Origin of the sequence: Aureimonas flava (genome assembly GCF_003583935.1) — a bacterium.
GTDB lineage: Bacteria > Pseudomonadota > Alphaproteobacteria > Rhizobiales > Rhizobiaceae > Aureimonas > Aureimonas flava.
Map to the genome: position 1 here is coordinate 38059 of NZ_QYRN01000010.1, position 19168 is coordinate 57226.

At 71.6% G+C, this 19168-nt stretch carries 16 protein-coding genes; 9 read left to right on the forward strand and 7 right to left on the reverse strand.

Annotated features, from left to right (window positions below; translation table 11 throughout):
* Positions 1-136 precede the first annotated feature (136 nt).
* The 4 genes from D3218_RS17005 to D3218_RS17015 all read left to right on the forward strand — a co-directional run bounded on the left by D3218_RS17005 (position 137) and on the right by D3218_RS17015 (position 3527).
* Positions 137-673 carry an acyltransferase gene (locus D3218_RS17005; protein WP_119541274.1) on the forward strand — a complete coding sequence of 179 codons (537 nt, stop codon included), beginning with the start codon at positions 137-139 and terminating at the stop codon, positions 671-673.
* A gap of 90 nt (positions 674-763) precedes the next feature.
* Positions 764-1273, forward strand: a complete 510-nt coding sequence (locus D3218_RS19585) for a hypothetical protein (RefSeq protein WP_136625130.1) — start codon at positions 764-766, stop codon at positions 1271-1273.
* Entirely contained in the window at positions 1258-2478 is a 1221-nt protein-coding gene (locus tag D3218_RS17010; protein WP_168990575.1) for an O-antigen ligase family protein, read from the forward strand. Before D3218_RS19585 ends, D3218_RS17010 begins: the two co-directional genes overlap by 16 nt.
* Entirely contained in the window at positions 2475-3527 is a 1053-nt protein-coding gene (locus tag D3218_RS17015) for an acyltransferase family protein (RefSeq protein WP_168990576.1), read from the forward strand. The genes D3218_RS17010 and D3218_RS17015 overlap by 4 nt, the downstream gene beginning before the upstream one ends.
* 45 nt (positions 3528-3572) lie before the next feature.
* On the opposite strand, the gene D3218_RS17020 is transcribed toward D3218_RS17015, so the two are convergent.
* The 5 genes from D3218_RS17020 to D3218_RS17040 form a co-directional block, all read right to left on the reverse strand.
* Positions 3573-4478 carry an AraC family transcriptional regulator gene (locus tag D3218_RS17020; protein ID WP_168990577.1) on the reverse strand — a complete coding sequence of 302 codons (906 nt, stop codon included), beginning with the start codon at positions 4476-4478 and terminating at the stop codon, positions 3573-3575.
* 274 nt (positions 4479-4752) lie between these two features.
* Complete coding sequence (locus tag D3218_RS17025; RefSeq protein WP_119541278.1) at positions 4753-5556, reverse strand: ATP-binding cassette domain-containing protein; 804 nt, start codon at positions 5554-5556, stop codon at positions 4753-4755.
* A complete protein-coding gene (gene fhuB / locus D3218_RS17030; RefSeq protein WP_119541279.1) occupies positions 5553-7556 on the reverse strand; it encodes a Fe(3+)-hydroxamate ABC transporter permease FhuB in 2004 nt (667 codons plus the stop codon). Before fhuB ends, D3218_RS17025 begins: the two co-directional genes overlap by 4 nt.
* The gene (locus D3218_RS17035) at positions 7553-8437 is read right to left on the reverse strand and encodes an ABC transporter substrate-binding protein (RefSeq protein WP_119541280.1); all 885 of its coding nucleotides are present in this window, start codon (positions 8435-8437) and stop codon (positions 7553-7555) included. The genes fhuB and D3218_RS17035 overlap by 4 nt, the downstream gene beginning before the upstream one ends.
* A gap of 103 nt (positions 8438-8540) precedes the next feature.
* On the reverse strand, positions 8541-9719 hold the full coding sequence (locus D3218_RS17040) for a YihY/virulence factor BrkB family protein (protein ID WP_119541281.1): 1179 nt from the start codon (positions 9717-9719) through the stop codon (positions 8541-8543).
* A 336-nt stretch (positions 9720-10055) separates the two neighbouring features.
* Here D3218_RS17040 and D3218_RS17045 point away from each other — a divergent pair, with 336 nt between their 5' ends.
* The 5 genes from D3218_RS17045 to D3218_RS17065 all read left to right on the forward strand — a co-directional run bounded on the left by D3218_RS17045 (position 10056) and on the right by D3218_RS17065 (position 14668).
* Positions 10056-10427 (forward strand): helix-turn-helix domain-containing protein, encoded by a 372-nt coding sequence (locus tag D3218_RS17045; protein WP_168990578.1) that lies wholly within the window; start codon positions 10056-10058, stop codon positions 10425-10427.
* Positions 10428-10453: 26 nt separating this feature from the next.
* The gene (locus tag D3218_RS17050) at positions 10454-10900 is read left to right on the forward strand and encodes a YbaN family protein (protein WP_210209700.1); all 447 of its coding nucleotides are present in this window, start codon (positions 10454-10456) and stop codon (positions 10898-10900) included.
* A gap of 158 nt (positions 10901-11058) precedes the next feature.
* Positions 11059-12009, forward strand: coding sequence for a substrate-binding domain-containing protein (locus D3218_RS17055; protein ID WP_119541283.1), 951 nt, complete (start codon positions 11059-11061; stop codon positions 12007-12009).
* 65 nt (positions 12010-12074) lie between these two features.
* Positions 12075-13658 (forward strand): sugar ABC transporter ATP-binding protein, encoded by a 1584-nt coding sequence (locus tag D3218_RS17060; RefSeq protein ID WP_119541284.1) that lies wholly within the window; start codon positions 12075-12077, stop codon positions 13656-13658.
* A complete protein-coding gene (locus tag D3218_RS17065) occupies positions 13655-14668 on the forward strand; it encodes an ABC transporter permease (protein ID WP_119541285.1) in 1014 nt (337 codons plus the stop codon). The genes D3218_RS17060 and D3218_RS17065 overlap by 4 nt, the downstream gene beginning before the upstream one ends.
* A gap of 16 nt (positions 14669-14684) precedes the next feature.
* Here the strand turns inward: D3218_RS17065 and D3218_RS17070 are convergent, their stop codons facing one another.
* Together D3218_RS17070 and D3218_RS17075 are read right to left on the reverse strand one after the other, a co-directional pair.
* Positions 14685-17810 carry an efflux RND transporter permease subunit gene (locus D3218_RS17070; protein ID WP_119541286.1) on the reverse strand — a complete coding sequence of 1042 codons (3126 nt, stop codon included), beginning with the start codon at positions 17808-17810 and terminating at the stop codon, positions 14685-14687.
* A 6-nt stretch (positions 17811-17816) separates the two neighbouring features.
* Complete coding sequence (locus D3218_RS17075) at positions 17817-18983, reverse strand: efflux RND transporter periplasmic adaptor subunit (RefSeq protein WP_119541287.1); 1167 nt, start codon at positions 18981-18983, stop codon at positions 17817-17819.
* Between the last annotated feature and the right edge of the window lie 185 nt (positions 18984-19168).

Sequence of the window (19168 nt, forward strand, 5' to 3'; positions counted from 1 at the left end):
ATCCAACAGGCACGCATGCGGCTAGAACCGTCGTCATTGCGATGCAGCATCCTCGATGCCGCAGCCCGGCGGCGTTTCCCGCGCCGGTCGAGTTCGGGGGCGCGGCAGGGATGCCAAGCTGGAGAACGGAATAGGTATGTCCAAGGCGCGAACGCTACCCAGCCTCAACCGCTTCCTCGGGATCCGCAAGCTGATCGTCCGGTCGAAGTGGTGGATCTACTGCCGCGTCTGGCAGATGGATATCCATCCCACGGCCAATTTCTCCTTGAGCGCGCGCTTCGACAAGACGTTTCCGCGTGGCGTGCATGTCGGCGAGCGCAGCTACGTGGCGTTCGATGCCGCGATCCTCACGCACGACATGACGCGCGGCCTCTATCTCCACACCCGCATCGGCCGACATTGCTTCATCGGCGCCCGTAGCATCATCCTGCCGGGCATCCAGATCGGCGACGGCAGCATCGTCGGCTCGGGCAGCGTCGTCACCAAGGACGTGCCGCCCCGCTCCGTCGTCGCCGGCAACCCGGCGCGGATCATCCGCAGCGACGTCGAGGTCGGTCCCTACGGGCGCTTTCCCAGTGCCAACGCGACCGGCAACGCGCTGTGGGAGGCGGAGGAGGTCCGCGTGCGGGAAGCGCGCGCCGCAGCCGCGACGGGGGCCTCGTCCTCGTCCTGACGCGGTCGCGAGCCGAACCGGGCCGAGCCCGGACGCGGCGCAAGCCTCCCAATCCTATCGAATGGACCGCGAACCGGAGCGCGCGCAGACGTGCCGGTCGAGCCGACCGGGGGCCGCGCGAGCACCCGTCTCGGCGACGAAACCGTATCCGACCGCCTGCTCCCCGCCTCGGGGGACGTCACAGCGCAGGCGGGCAGCCGTGTCGACGCGATCGTCGACGCCTCGGACTTCTCGATCGGCGCCGAGGCGACGGCCGACCATGCGCGGGTGATCCGCGACACGGCCACCGGCTCCCTGCTGTGCGACGCCGACGGCACCGGTTCGGCCGCAGCCCAGGACATCGCCTTCATCGACAAGAGCGTCGCGCTCGCCGACGACCGCATCCTGCTCGCCCGACCCGCACGCGGCGCCTCCATCTCCGCGGGGGTCAGAGGCCGGGATCTGCGACCCCGTCCCGCTTCCCAACCCCGTGCGGGACCAGGCACCGCCCGACGGTCCAGCGCGGCATGTTGCGGTGCACCGCCTTGTGGCGGACACGCCGATCGGGCAGTGTCCACCCGAACGCGACGCAGGGCCGGCCAGCGATGCCATTCCGACTGATGTATCTGGCCGCCTACGCGGCCTTCATCCTGAACCTCGGCGACCTCTTCAAGATCGAGGCGGCGAACGCGCTGGTGAAGTCGCTGTTCCTGCTGGCAGGCGCGCTGTTCCTGGTCGGCCGGGAGTTGAACCCCTTCGCGCTGGCCAATCTCCTGATCGTCACCGTGATGATCTTCTTCCTGGGGTCGATGACCGACTACCCGGACTTCCAGTGGTCCTATCTGCTCAACGCCCTGAACCAATACATGCTGATCTACCTGCTCCTGTCGGCGCGGCCCACCGCCGCCGACCGGGACACGGTCCTGATCTCGGCGGCCTGGTTCGCCGTCGCCTGTTCCGTCCTCGGGCTCATGTACCAGGTTGCGGGACTGCGCACCGCCTTCCCGGTCGAGTTCAACACGGGGCAGAACCGTTTCTCCGGTTCCCTCAACGCCGCGTTCCTCGGTGGGTTCGCCATGTCGGGCATGCTGGCCTCCTTGCTCCTGACGGAACTCGGACGACCCCGCTACTATATCCTCCTCCTGCTGAACGCAGGCGTGATGATCGCGACCGGTGCGCGCGTCGCCCTCGCGGTGGCGGTCGGCGTGTGCGGTCTGGCCTTCCTGTTCTCCAAACGGCGCACCGCGAGCCAGAAGATCACCGGCATCGCGGCCGGCGTCGCGGCGGCCTGCGTGATCGGGCCGATCGCCTACGTGCGCTACGCGGCGCGCATGTCGGGCAGCGGGCTGAGCGGGCGCGAGATCATGTGGCCGTGGCTGGAGGAGCTCTCGGCCAGGTATCCCGACTTCGGCATCGGCTTCGGCCACCAGTACTGGTCGACGCCGCGCGAGATCTACATCCTGTTCTCCTCGATGGCCGCGCACAACGACTACCTGCGGCTCCTGGTCGAACTCGGCCATGTCGGGGTCTGGGTCTTCTACATCCTCCTGGTCGCGACGGTCTGGTACACGAAGACGATATGGGGCGGGCGGGACCCCGTCCCGCTCTTCGCGCTGGCGGGCTTCCTCGCCATCTCGATCACCGACAACGCGCTGGCCACCCCCACCCATTTCCTCCTCGTGCTGGTCGGCATGTTCGCCGCCTGCGGCACCCACCGGAACGAGGCGGCGGCCCGCCCGCCGGCGGCACCGTCGCGGGTGCGGGGGGCGCCGCGCCGCTTCGGGGCGACGGAGGGCAACCTCGCGGGAAAGGCCGCCACGCCATGACGCGGCACTACCTGGCGCTCGACGGCATGCGCGGCGTCGCGGCGCTCGCCGTCGTGCTCTACCACATCGCCGCAGTGCCCCACCTGAGGGCGCCGTCCGGCTACCTCGCGGTGGACTTCTTCTTCGCGCTGAGCGGGTTCGTGATCGCCCACGCCTACCGCAGGCGGCTCCTCGACGGGATGTCCTTCGCCGAATTCACCATGCTGCGCATCGCGCGGCTCTATCCGGTGCTCCTGCTCGGCTTCCTTCTCGCGTCCATGCGCGGCGCGGCGCTCCTGTTGCTTGGCGATCCGGGGGCGCCGTCGATCGAGGAGCTCGTCTCCGGCAGCACGCTCAACCTCGTTCTCCTGCCGACCCCGATCGTCGGCGCCTACATGTTCCTGAACGTGCCGGCCTGGTCCCTGATGTTCGAGATCATCGCCAACCTCGCCTATGCGCGGTGGGTGGGGCTGCTGACCAGCGGCGCGCTGGTCGGCGTGCTCCTCGTCTCGGGCGTCCTCCTCGTGCCGGTGGCCTACGCCGGCCTGTTCGGCGCCGGCGGCACGATCGACACCTTCCATGTCGGCCTGGTCCGGGTGATCTTCTCGTTCTCCATGGGCCTGCTCCTGCACGGTCTGCGCGAACGTTTCCCGGCGCTGACGCTCAATCCCTATCTCCTGGTCGCCCTTTTGTTCGCCGCGCTGGCCGCGCCGATCGCGCACCCGCTCTACGACCTCGTGTTCGTGGTCGTGCTCACGCCCGCCTTCCTGATCCTCGGGGCGAACAGCCGGTCGTTCCTCGGTGCGAAATGGCTGGGCGAGATCTCCTATCCGGTCTATGCGCTGCATTATTCGCTGCTCTCGATCGGCAGCCTCGCGGCGGGCAAGGCGGGAATTCCGCCCTGGGTCGGCATGGTCGGCCTCGTCGCGGCCTTCTGCCTCGCGACGCCGCTCCTCACCCAGTTCTACGACATCCCCTTCCGGCAGCGCCTCCGGCAGGCGATGGGCCGGGCGCTCGCCCTGGCGGAGCCACGCGCGGGGGCCGACGCCTCGTCGGGGCGTTCGGCCTGAATCGACCGGAGCGTCGTTCGTCCGCCCCACCCTCCGGTCGCGGCGTCAGGCGACCCGGCGGCTCGTCTGCGAGGGCGTGCAGCCGTAGCGCTGGCGGTAGCGCCGCGAGAACTCGCCCATGTGGAGGAAGCCCCAGCGATAGGCGATCTGCGACACCGCGAGCCGCCCGCCATTGGCCAGGAGGTCGGCATGGGCGCGTTCCATGCGGCGGTCGAGGATGTAGCCGAGGGGCGTGCGGCCGGTATGGGCCCGGAAGGCCGACTGGAGCGTGCGGACGCTGACCCGGGCGGCCGCCGCGACGCTGCCCACCGTGAGCGCCTCGCCGAGGTGAGCCTCGATGTAGTCCACACCACGCGCCACGACGGCCGCGGCGTTGCTCGATGCGTCCGAGCTGTCGCTCGGCCAGGCCGACAGGATCTGGTTCAGGAGGAGATCGACAAGGAGCGGTCCCGTCAGCATATCGGCCATGCTGCCCATGTGGGCACCGATCTGACGGATCGTGTGCACGAGCGCGTTGAGGCGCGGGCCCTCGAGCTTCACCGTCGGCTGAAAGCGGACGAACGGCGCGCGCTCGCCTTCCAGTGCCTCGCGGCGGATCGCCAGTTCGCGCATGCCCACGGCACAGCACAGAACGTGCGCGCCCGGCTCGAAGCGGGTGGCGAGCGTCTCCTGGGACTGGAGGATGCTGGCGCTCCCCACCGGAACTTCGCGCTCATGGCCGGCGGATCGGACGACCAGGCCGCCATCCAGCGGAATGCGGATCGTGAAGGCGTCACGAACGGCGACCGGCACGCTTTCGAGACCCGTAGGCGAGGCGACGGTCCAGATCGCCAGATCGGGCACGCAGACCCCGGACAGGTCGAACTCGGGCGTGCGGAGGCCCAGCGGACGGATCACGTGTGGGGTGTCCGCCGCCTCGGTCAGCTTCTCGAAGTCGTCCGATGTGATCACGTGGTGTCGGAACACGTTCCGACGGGCGCACGTTCCGTGCGGCGCGGCTTGCGAACCCTTCACGGTGCGAAGCAGATGGTCGTCCCTCGGCGATATCGCGACGGCGCGGCTCACGGTTCCTCCCGCAGTCGTTCCAACGACCGCCACTCAATCCGGAGTTGAGACGGCGCGAGTTATCGGCATGGTCACGAGGCGTCAAGATGGGATATCATCTAATATCGACTTATAGTTGAACTAACTTACGATCTGGTCGGCCCGTTGCGGGGTCCTCCCGTCACAGGGGGATCGCCACCGGCTCGGGCCGGCCGGGATGGGCGAGGATCGCCATGGGCACGCCGTAGATCCGCTCCAGTGCCGTGGCGGTGACCACCGCTTCGGGTTCACCGCGCGCCGCCAGTCGTCCGCCCTTCAGCGCAACGATCTCGTCGCAGAAGCGGGCGGCCATGTTGATGTCGTGCAGCACCACCACCACGCCGACGCCCCTCGCGTGGCTGAGACGGCGCACCAGGCCGAGCACCTCGATCTGGTGGGCGACGTCGAGCGCCGAGATCGGCTCGTCCAGGAGCAGGCAGCCGGCGTCCTGGGCCACCAGCATGGCGAGCCAGGCACGTTGGCGCTCGCCGCCGGACAGGGCGTCCACCGGCCGGTCGGCGAAAGGCAGGGTGCCGGTCGCCTCCAGGGCCTCCTCGACATGGGCGCGGTCGGCTGCGGAGAAGCGCCCGAACGGCCCGTGCCAGGGATACCGCCCGAGGGCGGCGAGCTCGCGCACCAGGAGGCCGGGCGCGGGCGGCGTCGTCTGCGGCAGGTAGGCGACGTGGCGGGCGAAGTCGCGCTCGCCCCAGGCGCCGAGCTCGCGCCCGCCGAAGCGCACATGCCCCGAGGTCGGCCGTTCCTGCCGGGCGAGGAGCTTCAGCAGCGTCGACTTGCCCGACCCGTTGTGGCCGACCAGCCCGACGACGCGCCCCGGCGGCAGGTCGAGGGTGAGCGGTTCGAGAAGCACGCGGCCGGGAACCGCGAAGGACGCGTCCTCCAGTGCGAAGGCGAGAGCGGGGCGGGGCGGGGCTGAGACGTGGTTCATCGGGCGTGTGTCCCGCGTGCGAGAAGCAGCATCAGGCAGGGGGCGCCGACGAGGGCCGCCACGATGCCGGTCGGCAGGGTCCAGGGAAAGGCGAGCGTGCGCCCGAGCCAGTCGGCGAGGATCAGGAGCGTCCCGCCCGACAGGGCACTCACGGCAAGCGCCGGGATCGGGAGCCGGACGCCGAGGAGGCGGGCGAGGTGGGGTGCCATCAGCCCGACGAAGGTCAGCGGACCGGCGATCGGCGTGGCGGCCGCCGTCAGCAGCGCGGCCAGGGCGAACAGGGCGAGCCGCGTCCGCCCCAGCGGCACGCCGAGCGCGCGCGAGACGGGGGTGCCGAGCGGCAGGATGGCGAGCGGGCGGGCGGCCAGTGCGGCGAGCAGCACCAGGGTCGCCGCCGTTGCCCCGGCGCCGAGCGCCGCCGCCGGCGTCATGCCGCTGGTGGAGCCGGCCATCCAGCCGAACAGCATCAGCGCGCGCGGGTCGCCGCTCGCCGACAGGAGGCCGACCACGGCGTCCAGAAGGGCGTTCAGGGCGATGCCGGCCAGAAGAACGCGCTCGGGCTGGAAGCCGGAGCGCCGGCCGAAGGCGAGCACGGCGGCCATCACGCCGAGGCTGCCGGCCACGGCCGCCGTGCCCATCGCCGCCGGGCCGGGCGCGGCCAGGAGAAACAGGACCACCGCGGCGGCGAAGGCGGCGCCCGCGCCGACGCCCAGCACTTCCGGGCTCGCCATCTCGTTGCCGGTGAGGCGCTGCAGCAGCAGGCCCGCCGTCCCCAGCATCGCGCCCGCCGCACCCGCGCCGACCATGCGCGGCCAGCGCAGCGGCAGGATCTCGGAAAACAGCGCGGGCGACAGGAGCCCCCAGCGCCCGGTCACCGGATCGGGGCCGACGAAGAGGGCCACAGCCGCGAGGCCGGCCAGAAGGAGAAGGGCCAGCAGGATGCGCCGGCCGGGGCGTGGGGGGCCGAGCTTTTGCCGGACGGCAGGTTCGGCCGGGATCGGTGCCCGGTCGGCGGCGGCCAGACGCGGCAGGAGCAGGAGCAGGAGCGGCGCGCCGATGATCGCTGTGACCGCGCCCGTCGGCAGGAAGGTGCCGGAAGGGGTGGGCACCGCCTGGAGGGCCGCGTCCGTCAGGAGGAGGATCGCCGCGCCGAGCCCCACCGACAGCGCCAGACGCCCCCCGAAGGATCGGGCGCCCGACAGCCGCGCCAGCAGCGGGGCGACGAGCCCGACGAAGCCGATCACGCCCACCGCGCTCACGGTGAAGGCCGAGATCGCCACGGCCAGCAGCACGGCCAGTCCGCGCAGCCGGGCGGGGTCGAGGCCGCGCGCGCGCGCGCTGGCGTCGTCGAGGTCGAGAAGGCCGAGCGGGCGGATCAGCAGGAGCGCGGGCGGGACCAGGAGAGCGAGGCGCGCGGACAAGGCCCAGAACGGGTCCCAGCCCTGCTGCGACAGCGACCCCGATCCCCAGATGAACAGGCTGGCGAGGTACCGGTCGTTGAGAAGGGTCAGAAGCGCGGACAGGGCGCCGGCATAGAGGCCGACCACCAGTCCGGCGAGAATCAGCGAGACGGCCGCGAAATGCCGCCGGCGCACCAGCGCGAACACCAGGAGCGCCGCGGCGCCGCAGCCGGCCAGGGTCACGAGGTCGCGGCCCCAGCCGAACAAGCCGGGGGCGACGAGCGTGGCGAGCGCGAGGGCCAGCCGGCCGCCGGCCTCGACGCCGAGCGTCGTCGGCGAGGCCAAAGGGTTGCGCAAGGCCTGTTGCATGAAGGCGCCGGAGGCGGCCAGCGCGGCGCCGCACAGGACGGCCATCGCGAACCGGGGCAGGGTGGCGTAGAGAAGCACCATGCGGCCGACGTCGTAGCCCTCCGCCGCCGGCATCCGGACGAGGGCTGCGAGCGGGCCGGACACCACGAAGGCCGCCAGCGCCAGCGCCGGCAGACCGAGCGCCAGGAGAAGCAGGCCGCCTCGCGGGCGCGGCAGCGCCGTGGCGCTCATGCCGCCTGCTCCGCCAGCGCCTCGGTCACCAGCCGGGCGCATCGCGCGGCCGACGACATCGCGCCGAAGGTGAGCACCGGCGCCAACCGTCGCACACGTCCCTCGCGCACGAAGGGCAGCTCGGTCCAGAGTGGACTGCGTGCCAGCGTCGGCCACGTGTCGGCGGGAGCGGGGTCGATCGACAGGAGGAAGGCGTCGGCGAAGGGCGCCAGCTCCTCCACGCCCACCGTGGCGAAGCCCCAGGGGTTCACTTCGCCCGGATAGGCGTTCCGCAGCCCGATCTGTTCCACCGCGTTGCCGAACAGGCTGGCGCGGCCGAAGACGCGGGCATGGCGCGTGTCCATGAAGGCCACCATGAGAAGCGGCGGCGGGTTCGGCGGAAGCCGGTCGCGCAGCGCCGCCATCTGCGCATCCACCCCCGCGACGGCGTCGGCCGCACGGTGCGCCAGCCCGAGCATGTCACCGAGCGCGAGCGTCACCTCGCGCGCCCGCGGCAGCGGGTCGGACGCCGCGCCGTAGATGCTGAGCCGCTCCACCGGCGCGATGCGCGCGGCGGCGGGCTCGACCATCGCGGTGTAGTCGGTCGACAGGATGAGGTCGGGCCGGATGGCGGCCAACCGTTCGAGGTTGGGTTCCTGCGAAGCGCCGAGATCGGCGACGCCGGGGGGCAGGGGGGGCTCGCCCGTCCAGGTCGGCCAGTCCGCCGCCGACATCACGGCCACCGGCTCGACCCCCAGAAGCAGCAGGGTTTCGGCCAGCGCGTAGTCGAAGCAGGCGATGCGTCGCGGAAAGGGCGCGGCGGCCGGCACCGCGCGGGGCAGGCCGGCGGCGGCGATCAGTCCGGCGAGAAGGGCCCGGCGATGGAGCTTTGGTCGAGGCATCGGGCGGCTATGTGGAGTTTCAGGGTCACCTTTCCCCTACGCTCCGCCACCCGTCGGGGCAAGGCCCAGCGTCACGCCGTGCGCCATGGACCGCGCCGCGCGTTCAGCCCTGCGCCTCGCCCAGCGTGTCGGCCATGGTCGCGCCGCGCCGGCCCATCGGCCGGGGCGGGCTGGTGGTGGAATCGTGCGTCGTCTGATGCTCCAGCTCCGCGTCGAGTTCGGCGCCCACGAGCACGACCATGGTGGAGACCCAGATCCATGTCATGAAGCCGATCGCCGCGCCGAGCGATCCGTAGGTCTCGTCGTAGTTGCCGAAGTTCTGGGCGTACCAAGAAAAGGCGATGGAGAAGATCACCCAGAGCAGGGCGGCGAGGCCCGCTCCGGGCGTGACCCAGCGCCAGCGCGCTCGCGCCCGGCTCGGCCCGTACCGGTAGACGATCGACAGTCCACCCACCACCACCGCGAGAAGCAGCGGCCAGCGCAGGAACAGGAGCCAGGGTTCGACCCCGCCCAGTCCCACGAATTCCAGCGCGATGGGAAGGACCACCACGGCTGCCAGCGCCAGGATCAGGAAGACGATGGCGCAGAGCGTGAAGAACAGGGACACCAGCGTCAGCCGGACGAAGCTGCGCTTCTCTTCCTCCTCGTAGACGATGTTGAGCGCGTCGAAGAGCGTCTTCATGCCGGCATTGGCGCTCCACAGCGCGAGCCCGAGACCGAACACGAGGCCGAAGCCCAGCTTCGCGTCGCCCTTGGATGCGACGCGCGCCATCTGCTCCGAGATGATGTCCATGGCGCCGCCGGGCAGGAAGCCGGACAGGAGGCGCATCTGGTCACCGAAGTTGGAGGCGTCGGTGAACAGGCCGTAGATCGACACCATGGCCGTAATCGCGGGGAACAAAGCGAGCAGCACGTAGAAGGTGACGCCGGCCGAGACCAGCATCAGCCGGTCGGCGGAAAATTCCTGCACCGTCCGCCACAGGACGTCCTTCCAGCCCCGCGCCGGAATCTGGCCGGGATGCTCGGCCCTGCGCCCACGCCCGCCTTCCATGACGGCCGACGCGTCGGCGTGGCCGACGCCCTCGTCCCGGAAGCCGCCCTTCGCCGACCCCGCCCCGAGACCGGCCCCGAGGTCGCCACGCAGGTCGTCGTCGTCGTCGTCGGGCGGCGAGCGGCTGGCAAACAGGCCGATGGCGCCCAGAAGTCCGAGCGAGGCGGCGCCGACGACGATGTCGCCGGTCTGCAGGCGGAGGCGACGTGGGCGGCGGGCGGCGGACTTCATGCTGGCTCCCCTCGAGCGTTGGCGGCGTTCCCCATCGCCCAACGCCCGATCCCGCCGATGTGATCCATGGATTGTCGCAGTTCCGCCACGTCGCGGCCTTAACTCCTGGGCCGTGACGCAACGTTATCTTTGCCGGGAACGAATCTCGGTCGGCCGAGTTCACCCGGTATCTAAGGGCCGGCGACGGACGTCGGCTGCCTTCCCTCCATCCATTCCGGCTGCGCTCGATCGATCTTGTCGATGGGTCGCGGTCGGGCATGCCCGCGCGGACCCGTTCCGGTACCGGGCATGTCTCACGCTGCAGAGTTCCTGGTGACCAGCAAAGATCCCGTCGATGTGCACATCGGAAATCGGCTGCGGGCCGTGCGCGAGCGTCGCGGCATGACGCTGGGCGGGGTCGGTCGGAACCTCGGGCTGACCTATCAGCAGATCCGAAAGTACGAGAGCGGCGAAAACCGCCTGAGCGCCAGTCGACTCTACAACCTGTCGCTTCTGTTCCAGGTCGAGCCCGGTTATTTCTTCGCGGGGCTCGGCCCAGGCGACGGCGAGTGCGCCCCGGAGGCGTCCGGTGCGCAGACGCTGTCGGCGGCGCTGAGCCGGATCGACAATCCGGAGGTGCGCCATCACCTGAAGGGCCTGATCGAGGTGCTGGACGTCGGCTTCGCCGAAGCGCCCGCGCCTCGGAACCGGCCCGGATCGACGTCCTGACGCGTGCGCCGGCGGGCCCGAGCCTCGTGGCGGCGGGTCCGCTGACCGCGCCCCCCGACGACACGGAGGGGCAGGGGGCCATCGGCGCGTCGGGTCACGCGCCGAAAGGCGGCCGTCTGCGCCGCCTCGCCTTCCATGCCCTCGCCTCGGTGTCGCTTCTCCTGGCGCTCGCCGGCGTGGTGCTGCCGGGCCTGCCGGCCACGCCCTTCCTGCTTCTGGCCGCCTGGGCGGCCGCGCGCGGATCGCCGGAACTCGCCGCGCGGATAGAGACCCATCCAAGGCTCGGGCCGCTCCTCGTCAACTGGCGCGAGCGTCGGGCGGTGCCGCGCCGCGCCAAGGTCCTGGCCGTCCTGTCCATGGGCGCAAGCCTCGGGATCCTGGCGTGGTCCGGAGCTCCCCGCTTCGTCGTGGCGGGTGTCGCGGCGATCCTCGCCTGCGTCGCCGCCTATCTTCTCACGCGGCCCTCCCGCTGAACGGAGCGCTCCGGCCGATCTTTGCGCGGCCACGCGCTCTCACGCACGCCCGGCTGCTGCGCGTCTTGCACGCCCAGGCGCGCGTGATACCGTGACCGCGCCTTGCACCGAACCGCCGGAGAGCGGGGGGCGATGGCCGAACCGGGAGGATACAGATCATGAACAGGCGTTCGTTCCTGTTGTCGTCGGCTGCCCTGGGCGTGGTCGCCCTCGGCGCCGGAAGAAGTCTGGCGCAGGGCGCCGAGCTGACGATCCTCGGCTCCGTGCCGAGCCTCAGCTTTCCGTTCTTCGTCCACATGCTGAACCAGATCAAGGCGGAGGCCCAGTCGATCGGCGGCATCACGCTGATCGAGAGCGACGGCCAGAACTCGGCGCCCAAGCAGACGGGCGACGTCGAGGCCGCCGTGGTCCAGAAGGTCGACGCCATCGTCATCTCGCCGCTGGACGTGAACTCGCTCGCCCCGGCGGTGGAACAGGCCGTGCAGGCCGGCATCCCGGTGGTGACGATCGACCGGCGCGTGGACGGGGTGGAGGGCATCCTCGCCCATGTCGGCGCCGACAACGCCAAGGGCGGCGAGGCGCAGGCCAACGCCATCATCGCCGCCAAACCGGACGGCGCCAAGATCTTCCACCTCCAGGGCCAGCCGGGCGCCGGCCCGGCGATCGACCGCAACAAGGGCGTCCACGCCGTGCTGGACGGCCAAGACAAGTACCAGATCGTCTTCGAGCAGACCGCCAACTTCGCCCGCGCCGAGGCCCTTTCGGTGACCGAGGCCGGCCTGACCGCCCACGGAAAGCCGGACGTGATCGTCTGCGCCAACGACGACATGGCGCTGGGCGCGATGGAGGCCTGCGAGGCCGCGGGCCATACGGACGTGCTGATCTACGGCTTCGACGCCCTGCCGGAGGCGCTGGCGGCCGTGCGCGACGGCAAGCTGGCCGGCACGGTGGAGCAGTTCCCGGGCGAGCAGTCCCGGACAGCGGTGCGCATCGCGGTGGAGTTCGCCCGCGACGGCACCAAGCCGGCGCAGTCGCAGGTTCTCCTGACGCCGATCGTGATCGGCAAGGACAATCTCGACAAGGCCGAGCGCCTGGGCGAGGCCGGCTGAGGACGAGGCCCGCGCCCGGCCGGACGCCGCACGGCGTCGGCCGGGCGGGCGCGGGCCGCCCGCCGATGCTGGCGCCTTCCGCTCCCCCGCCGGCCGTTCCGGCCGCCGCCCCGCTTCTCGAGATGCGCGGCATCGTCAAGGACTTCTCGGGCGTGCGCGCGCTCGACGGCGTGTCCCTGCGCCTTCATCCCGGCGAGATCCTCGGCCTGATGGGCGAGAACGGCGCCGGCAAGTCGACCCTCCTGAAGATCCTGTCCGGCGTCCAGCCGCCCACGCGCGGCGAGATCCGGCTCGACGGCCGGCCGGTCGCTTTCGCCAGTCCGAGCGAGGCGATGCGGGCGGGGATCGTCACGATCTACCAGGAGCTCTCGCTGATCCCGACGCTTTCGGTCGCCGAGACCATCTTCGTCGGCCGCGCGCCGGTGAACCGCCTCGGGCTGGTGGACTGGCGCGCCATGCGCGAAGTCGCGGGTCGGGCGATCGCGCGCGTCGGGCTGCGGCTCGACGTGCGGACCCCGGTCTCGGCGCTCTCGGTCGCCGAGCAGCAGATGGTCGAGATCGCGCGGGCGCTCAGCCTGTCCTCGCGCGTGATCGTCATGGACGAGCCGACCTCGGCCCTCTCGGAGGCCGAGGTCGCCCGGCTCCTCGACATCATGCGCCGGCTGAAGGCCGAGGGCGTGTCGATCATGTTCGTCACCCATCGGCTGGAGGAGGCCTCCGAGGTCTGCGACCGGATGACGGTGCTGCGCGACGGGCGCCTGGCGGGCGAGCTTCGGCGCGACCGGGATCCCATTCCGGTGCCCGCCGTGATCGAGCGCATGGTCGGGCGCGCCGCGTCCGAGCTCTACGCCCGCCCCGCCGAGCGCGCTCCGGCCGGCGAGGTGCGCCTGTCGGTGCGCGGCCTCCGGACGCTGCCGAACCCGGAGGCGCCGCATGCGATCGTCCTCAAGGGCGTCGATCTCGACCTGCGGGCCGGCGAGATCCTGGGGATCGCCGGGCTGGTCGGGTCGGGTCGCACGGAGCTCGCCCGCGCGATCTTCGGCGCCGACCGGATCGCCGGCGGCCAGATCCGCCTCGACGGGCGACCGATCGCCCCGGCCTCGCCGGCCGAGGCGATCGGGCACGGCATCGGCCTCGTGCCGGAGGATCGCAAGCATCAGGCGATCTTCCCCGCGCTCGGCATCCGTCCGAACTTCTCCGTCGCCTCCCTCGCGGCCTACGCCGGCGCCCTCGGCTTCATGGCCGAGGGCCGCGAGAGCCGGGACCTCGCGGCCTATCGCAAGGCGCTCAACATCCGCATGGCGGGCCCCGACCAGCTCATCGCCGGCCTGTCCGGCGGCAACCAGCAGAAGGTGGTCCTCGCCCGCTGGCTGGCGCGCGATCCCAAGATCCTGATCGTCGACGAACCGACGCGCGGCGTCGACGTTGGGGCCAAGGCCGAGGTGCACCAGATCCTGGTCGCGCTCGCCGCGCGCGGCATCGCCGTGCTCGTGATCTCGTCCGAGCTACCCGAGATCCTGGCGGTGAGCGACCGGATCGTCACCATGCGCGAAGGCCGGGTCACCGGCGAGATGCCGGCGCACCGCGCCAGCGAGGAATCCCTGATGGCGCTGATGGCGCTGAGCCGCCCGAAGGAGGCCCGCCCATGAGCGCGATCGACGAGGCGGCGCGGCGTCGCCCGGTCAATCTCTTCCGCGTCCTCAAGACCTTCGGGCCGCTGCTGTTCCTCCTGGTGCTGATGGCGGTGTTCGCGCTGGTGAACCCGAACTTCCTGAATCCCACCAACCTGTTCAACGTCATGCGCCAGATCTCGATCACCGGCCTGATCGCGCTCGGCATGACCTTCGTGATCCTGACCGCCGGCATCGACCTGTCGGTCGGTTCGCTGGTGGCGCTGGCGGGCATGGCGGCGGCGATCGTGGCCAAGGGCGGGGCGGCCAACACGTTGTCGCTGGGCGGGGCGGCGGCGGGCGGCTACGGCTGGTTCGCGGCGCTGCTGGCGGCCCTGTGCGTGGGCACGCTGTGCGGCGCCATCCAGGGTCTCGCCATCACCCGGCTGAAGGTTCCGCCCTTCGTTGTGACGCTCGGCGGCCTGACGATCTTCCGCGGCCTGACGCTGACCCTCTCCAACGGCGGGCCGATCTCCGGGTTCGACGCCTCCATGCGGTGGTTCGGCACGGGTCTCGTCGGGCCGGTGCCCGTGCCTGTCGTCATCTTCGCCGCGGCCGCCCTCCTGTGCCATCTGGTGCTGCGCTACACCCGCTACGGCCGGGCGGTCTACGCGGTCGGCGGCAACGCGGAGGCCGCGCGCCTGTCGGGTCTCAAGGTCGACGCGATCCTCGTCTCGGTCTACCTGATCGTCGGCTTCTTCTGCGGCCTCGCCGCGTTCGTGCTCGCGGCACGCCTCAACTCGGCGGAGGCCGTGGCGGGCATCGGCTACGAGCTGACCGTGATCTCCGCCGTGGTGATCGGCGGCACCAGCCTTTTCGGCGGCGTCGGCACGGTGGGCGGCACGGTGATCGGCGCGGCGCTGATCGGGGTTCTGGTGAACGGGCTCGTGCTCAACAACGTCTCCTCCTACACCCAGCAGGTGGTGATCGGGCTGATCCTGATTCTGGCCGTCGCCTTCGACCGCTGGCTCAAGGCGCGGGCCCGCTGACGGCGCGTTCGGCCGGCTACTCCGCCGGCTCGGCCCGCCCCTCGGCGGGGTGCTCGCGCTCCAGCCTGCCGAGCTCGGCCTCCAGGGCGTTGCGCGGGGGCGAGAAGCGCGACAGGAGGACGTAGAGCGCCGGCACCACGAACAGCGTCAGCGCGGTTCCGAGCGTGGTTCCGGCGGCGATCACGGCGCCGACCGTGGTGCGGGCCTCCGCGCCCGCGCCCGATTCCAGGAGAAGCGGCACGGCGCCCAGGATGGTGGCGAGCGTCGTCATCAGGATCGGGCGCAGCCGCTGGCCCGCCGCCTCCACCGCCGCCTCGAACGGCTCGGCGCCTTCCTCGCGGAGCTGGTTGGCGAACTCCACCAGGAGGATCGCGTTCTTGGCGACCAGCCCGATCAGCAGGAGCATGGCGATCTGGCTGTAGATGTTCAGCGTCTGACCCATCGCCCAGAGGATCAGCACGCCCCCGGCCAGCGCGGCGGGCGCGGCTATCAGAATCACCAGCGGATGGACGAAGCTCTCGAACTGTCCGGCGAGCAGCAGGTAGACCAGCACCAGGATCATCGCGAGGATGAAGAGGACCGCCGAGCCGGTCTCCTGGAAGTCGAGGCTCTGGCCGGTATAGGCGATCTCGGTGCCGGCCGGCTGCGTGTCCCGCGCGATCCGCTCGAGCTGCCCGAGCGCGTCGCCGAGCGAGAGGCGGGGCGAGAGGTTGGCGCCGATCGTGATGGAGGGCTGGCGGTCCAGCCGTTCCAGCTCGCGCACGGTGCCCGTCTCCTCGCGGGTCACCACGCTGGACAGGGGGATCAGCTCGCCGCCGCCGGCCCGCACGAAGACGTTGTCGATGTCGCCCGGCGTCAGCCGGTCGTCGGCGCGGGCCTGGAGGATGACCTCGTATTCCTCGCCGCGCTCCACGTAGCGCGTGACCTCGGCCTCGCCGAACATGATCTGGAGGGTCTCGCCGATGGCGCGCGCGTCCACGCCCAGCGCCGAGGCGCGCGAGCGGTCCAGCCCGACGCGGATCTGCGGTTTGGTGTCGTCGTAGTCGGAATCGAGATTGACGAGGCCCGGGATCGAGCGGCCGGCCTCCACGATCCGCTGCGACCAGGCGTCGAGCACCGCCCGGTCCGGCCCCTTCACCACTATGGACACGGGCCGCCCGCCGCCCTGACCGAGCCCGTTCGGGTTGATCGCGAAGGCACGCACGCCCGTCACGGCGGGCAGCTCGTCCTGGAGGCGCTCCTGGAACGCCATCTGCGTCTCGTCGCGGTCGGCCCAGTCCCGGAGCTGCACGATCAGGATGCCGACCGTCGGCTGGCCCTGGCCGGTGCGGCCGGGCGACAGGACGGTGAGGATGGCGCGCAGCGGGCCGTCCTCGCCGTTGGCGCGGCGCACGACCGCCTCCAGCGCGCGCATCTTCTCGGACATGTAGGCCGGTGAGGCGCCTTCCGGCCCCTCGGCCCGCACGATGATGGCGCCGCGGTCCTCGTCGGGGGCGAGCTCGGCAGGCACCGCGCCGAAGGCGAGGACGCCGATGCCCGCGAAGGCGAGCCCGGCCAGCAAGGTCAGCCAGACGTGCCGCACGGCGGCGCCGAGCACCCGCTTGTAGCCGCGCCCGAGCCGTTCCAGCCTCGCGCCCACGAAGCGCTCCATCCGCGTCGGCTCGGACCGGTCGGCGAACAGCTTGGAGGACAGCATCGGCGCGAGCGTCAGCGCCGCCGTAGTGGAGAAGGCGACGATGGCCGCCAGAACCACCGCGAACTCGCGGAACAGAAGGCCCACGTTGCCGCCCAGGAAGGCCAGCGGCAGGATCACCGCGATCAGCACCAGCGCGCTGGCGAACACCGCGAAGCCGACCTGGCGCGTGGCGCGCGCGGCCGCCAAGAGCAGCGGCTCGCCCGCCTGCTGGCGACGCCGGATGTTTTCCATGATGACCACCGCGTCGTCCGTGCACAGGCTGATCGCCAGGATCACCGCGAGGATGGTGAGCGCGTTCAAGGAGAAGCCGAGCGCCACCGCCACGATCGCCGCCGGGATCACCGAGGCGGGAATGGTGGCCGCCGGAATCACGGTGGAGCGCACCGAGCCCAGGAACACGAAGATCACCACCACGATCACCGCCACCGTCTGGAGGAGGGTGGAGGCGACGTTGGCAAGGTTTTCGCGGATGAACACGGCCTCGTTGTAGCCGACGGCGATCTCCACCGATGCGGGGATCTGGCCGCGCACCGATTCCAGCTCGCGGATCACCCCTTGCGCGATCTCCAGCGTGTTGGCGTTGGATTGGCGCACCACGCCGAGCGAGATGGCGTCCCCCCCGTCGACGCGGAAGCCGGAATTGCGGTCCTCCACCCCCACCTCGACGGTGGCGACGTCGCCGAGCCGCACGCGCTGGCCCCCGCGATCCACCAGGGAGAGCTCGCGGAACTCGTCGGCCGAGGCGAAGCGGGTGTCGGCGCGGAGCGTGATGGCCTGGGTGGCGGTCTCGAGCTCGCCGGCCGGCAGTTCGATGTTCTCCGCCTCGAGGCGGGCCGAGACGTCGCCCGCGGTCACGCCTCGCGCGGCCATGGCGCGCCGGTCGAGCCAGATGCGCATGGCGTATCGCTTCTCGCCGCCGATCTGCACCTGGCTGACCCCCGACACGGCGCCGATCGCGTCCACCACCGTCCGGTCCACGAGGTCGGTGAGAGCGGCCGTGTCGTACTCGTCCGAGCGCACGGTGAGATACATCATCGGCTGGTCGTCGGCGGAGGCCTTCTCGATCACCGGCTCCTCCACGAGGTCCGGCAGGTCGTTGCGCACCGCCGAGACCTTGTCGCGCACGTCGGCGGCGGCCGCGTCGATGTCGGTGCCGGCGAGGAATTCGAGGTCGATGTCGGAATTCTCGTCGCGCGTGGTGGATCGGATCTGCCGGATGCCGGCGATGCCCGACAGGTTCTCCTCGATGATGCGCGTCACCTCGCGCTCCACCACCTCGGCCTGGGCGCCCCGATAGATCGTGTTGACCGTGACCGAGGGCGGATCGACGTCGGGAAACTCCCGGATCGGCAGCGACAGGATGGCGCCGATGCCCACCGCGATCAGCAGGAGATTGAACGAGGCGGCCAGGATCGGCCGGGTGATGACGGTGTCGAGGAGCCGCATGGCGCGTCAGCCGCGCGCAGCAGGCGCGGCGGTCCGCGCGTCGCCGGCCTCGGGACCGTCGCGCGCCGGCGGCGGGTCGCCCTCGGACCGGTCACGGGGCTCGATCGCCTGGCCCGAGGCGAGGTCCTGGAAGCCCTCCACCACGACGCGGCGTCCCGCCTCCAGCCCTTCCACGATCTCCACCCGGTCGGCGTCGCGCTGCCCGACGCGCACCTCGACCCGTTCGGCCCTGCCCTCGGTCTCGGCGAACACGAAATGGTTGGCGCCCTCGATCTGGACGGCGATCGGCGGCACGGTCACCGCGTCCTCGCGCTGCCCGGTCTCCAGCGTCACGTTCATCAGCATGCCCGGCAGGAGCTTCTCCTCGCCGTTCGGCACGCTGGCCTCGACGAGCACGGTGCGCAGCGCCGGATCGACGCGGGTGGCGATCGCCGTCACCTCGCCGCGGAACCGCTCGTCGGGGAAGGCGACGGAGGCCGCCTCCATCGGCGCGCCCATGCGGATCTCTCCGAGATAGCGTTCGGGAACGGTGAAGCGGATCTCGATCGGGTCCACCGCATCAAGCACGGCCACCTCGCCGCCCGGCTGGATCAGCGCGCCGAGGCTGATGTTGCGCAGGCCCAGGCGCCCAGCGAAGGGCGCACGGATGTTGTAGTCGTCGAGCCGCTCGCGCGCCGAGGCGACCTCGGCCTCGGCCGCTTCGGCCTGGCGCTGGAGGTCGTTCGCCACCGCGCGCGGGCCGGTTCCATCCTCGGCGAGACGAGCGGCACGCCCGAATGCCTGGCGCGCCTCCTCGGCGGCGGCCTCCGCCACGCGCACCTGGTCCTGCGCGTCGGCCGGGTCGAGGCGCACCAGGATGTCGCCCTCGGCCACGTCCTGCCCGTCGGTAAAGGCAATCGTCTCAACGCGGCCGGACACGCGCGCCGTCACGGTCACGCTTTCGCGCGCCACCGTGTCGCCCACCGCCTCGAGCGTCAGCGCGATGTCGGCAAGGCCCGCCTCGGCCAGCACCACCGGCGTCGGCGGCTCCGCGTCCTCGGTCTCCTCGTCCCGCTCGCCCGCGCCCGGCAGGATGGCCGCCAGCGGCGCCGGCCAGCCGTAGACGTAGGACGTGGCCGCGAGCCCCCCGGCCGCGAGCAGCAGGACGGTGAACGCGGTGGGAAGCGGTCTCATCGTGGGATCTCTCCGACCGGCTGCGTCGAAGGGCGCAATAGCGGGGCGGAGCAATCGTTCCGCGACACACGCGGGTCGCGTTGTCGCATCGGGTCGCGGAACGGCGGGCGGAGCGCGGCGGGACCTTACGACCGATCCGGGCCGGCGCCCCCGCGCAGTCGCGGTCGGAGGCGGGCCGCGGACGG

Coding starts and splice junctions, on each gene's coding strand:
- D3218_RS17060 (WP_119541284.1), top strand. CDS start 12,075: ATGCTGGCGCCTTCCGCTCCCCCGCCGGCCGTTCCGGCCGCCGCCCCG.
- D3218_RS17015 (WP_168990576.1), top strand. CDS start 2,475: ATGACGCGGCACTACCTGGCGCTCGACGGCATGCGCGGCGTCGCGGCG.
- D3218_RS17010 (WP_168990575.1), top strand. CDS start 1,258: ATGCCATTCCGACTGATGTATCTGGCCGCCTACGCGGCCTTCATCCTG.
- D3218_RS17070 (WP_119541286.1), bottom strand. CDS start 17,810: ATGCGGCTCCTCGACACCGTCATCACCCGGCCGATCCTGGCCGCCTCG.
- D3218_RS17055 (WP_119541283.1), top strand. CDS start 11,059: ATGAACAGGCGTTCGTTCCTGTTGTCGTCGGCTGCCCTGGGCGTGGTC.
- D3218_RS17025 (WP_119541278.1), bottom strand. CDS start 5,556: ATGAACCACGTCTCAGCCCCGCCCCGCCCCGCTCTCGCCTTCGCACTG.
- D3218_RS17035 (WP_119541280.1), bottom strand. CDS start 8,437: ATGCCTCGACCAAAGCTCCATCGCCGGGCCCTTCTCGCCGGACTGATC.
- D3218_RS17065 (WP_119541285.1), top strand. CDS start 13,655: ATGAGCGCGATCGACGAGGCGGCGCGGCGTCGCCCGGTCAATCTCTTC.
- D3218_RS17040 (WP_119541281.1), bottom strand. CDS start 9,719: ATGAAGTCCGCCGCCCGCCGCCCACGTCGCCTCCGCCTGCAGACCGGC.
- D3218_RS17075 (WP_119541287.1), bottom strand. CDS start 18,983: ATGAGACCGCTTCCCACCGCGTTCACCGTCCTGCTGCTCGCGGCCGGG.
- fhuB (WP_119541279.1), bottom strand. CDS start 7,556: ATGAGCGCCACGGCGCTGCCGCGCCCGCGAGGCGGCCTGCTTCTCCTG.
- D3218_RS17005 (WP_119541274.1), top strand. CDS start 137: ATGTCCAAGGCGCGAACGCTACCCAGCCTCAACCGCTTCCTCGGGATC.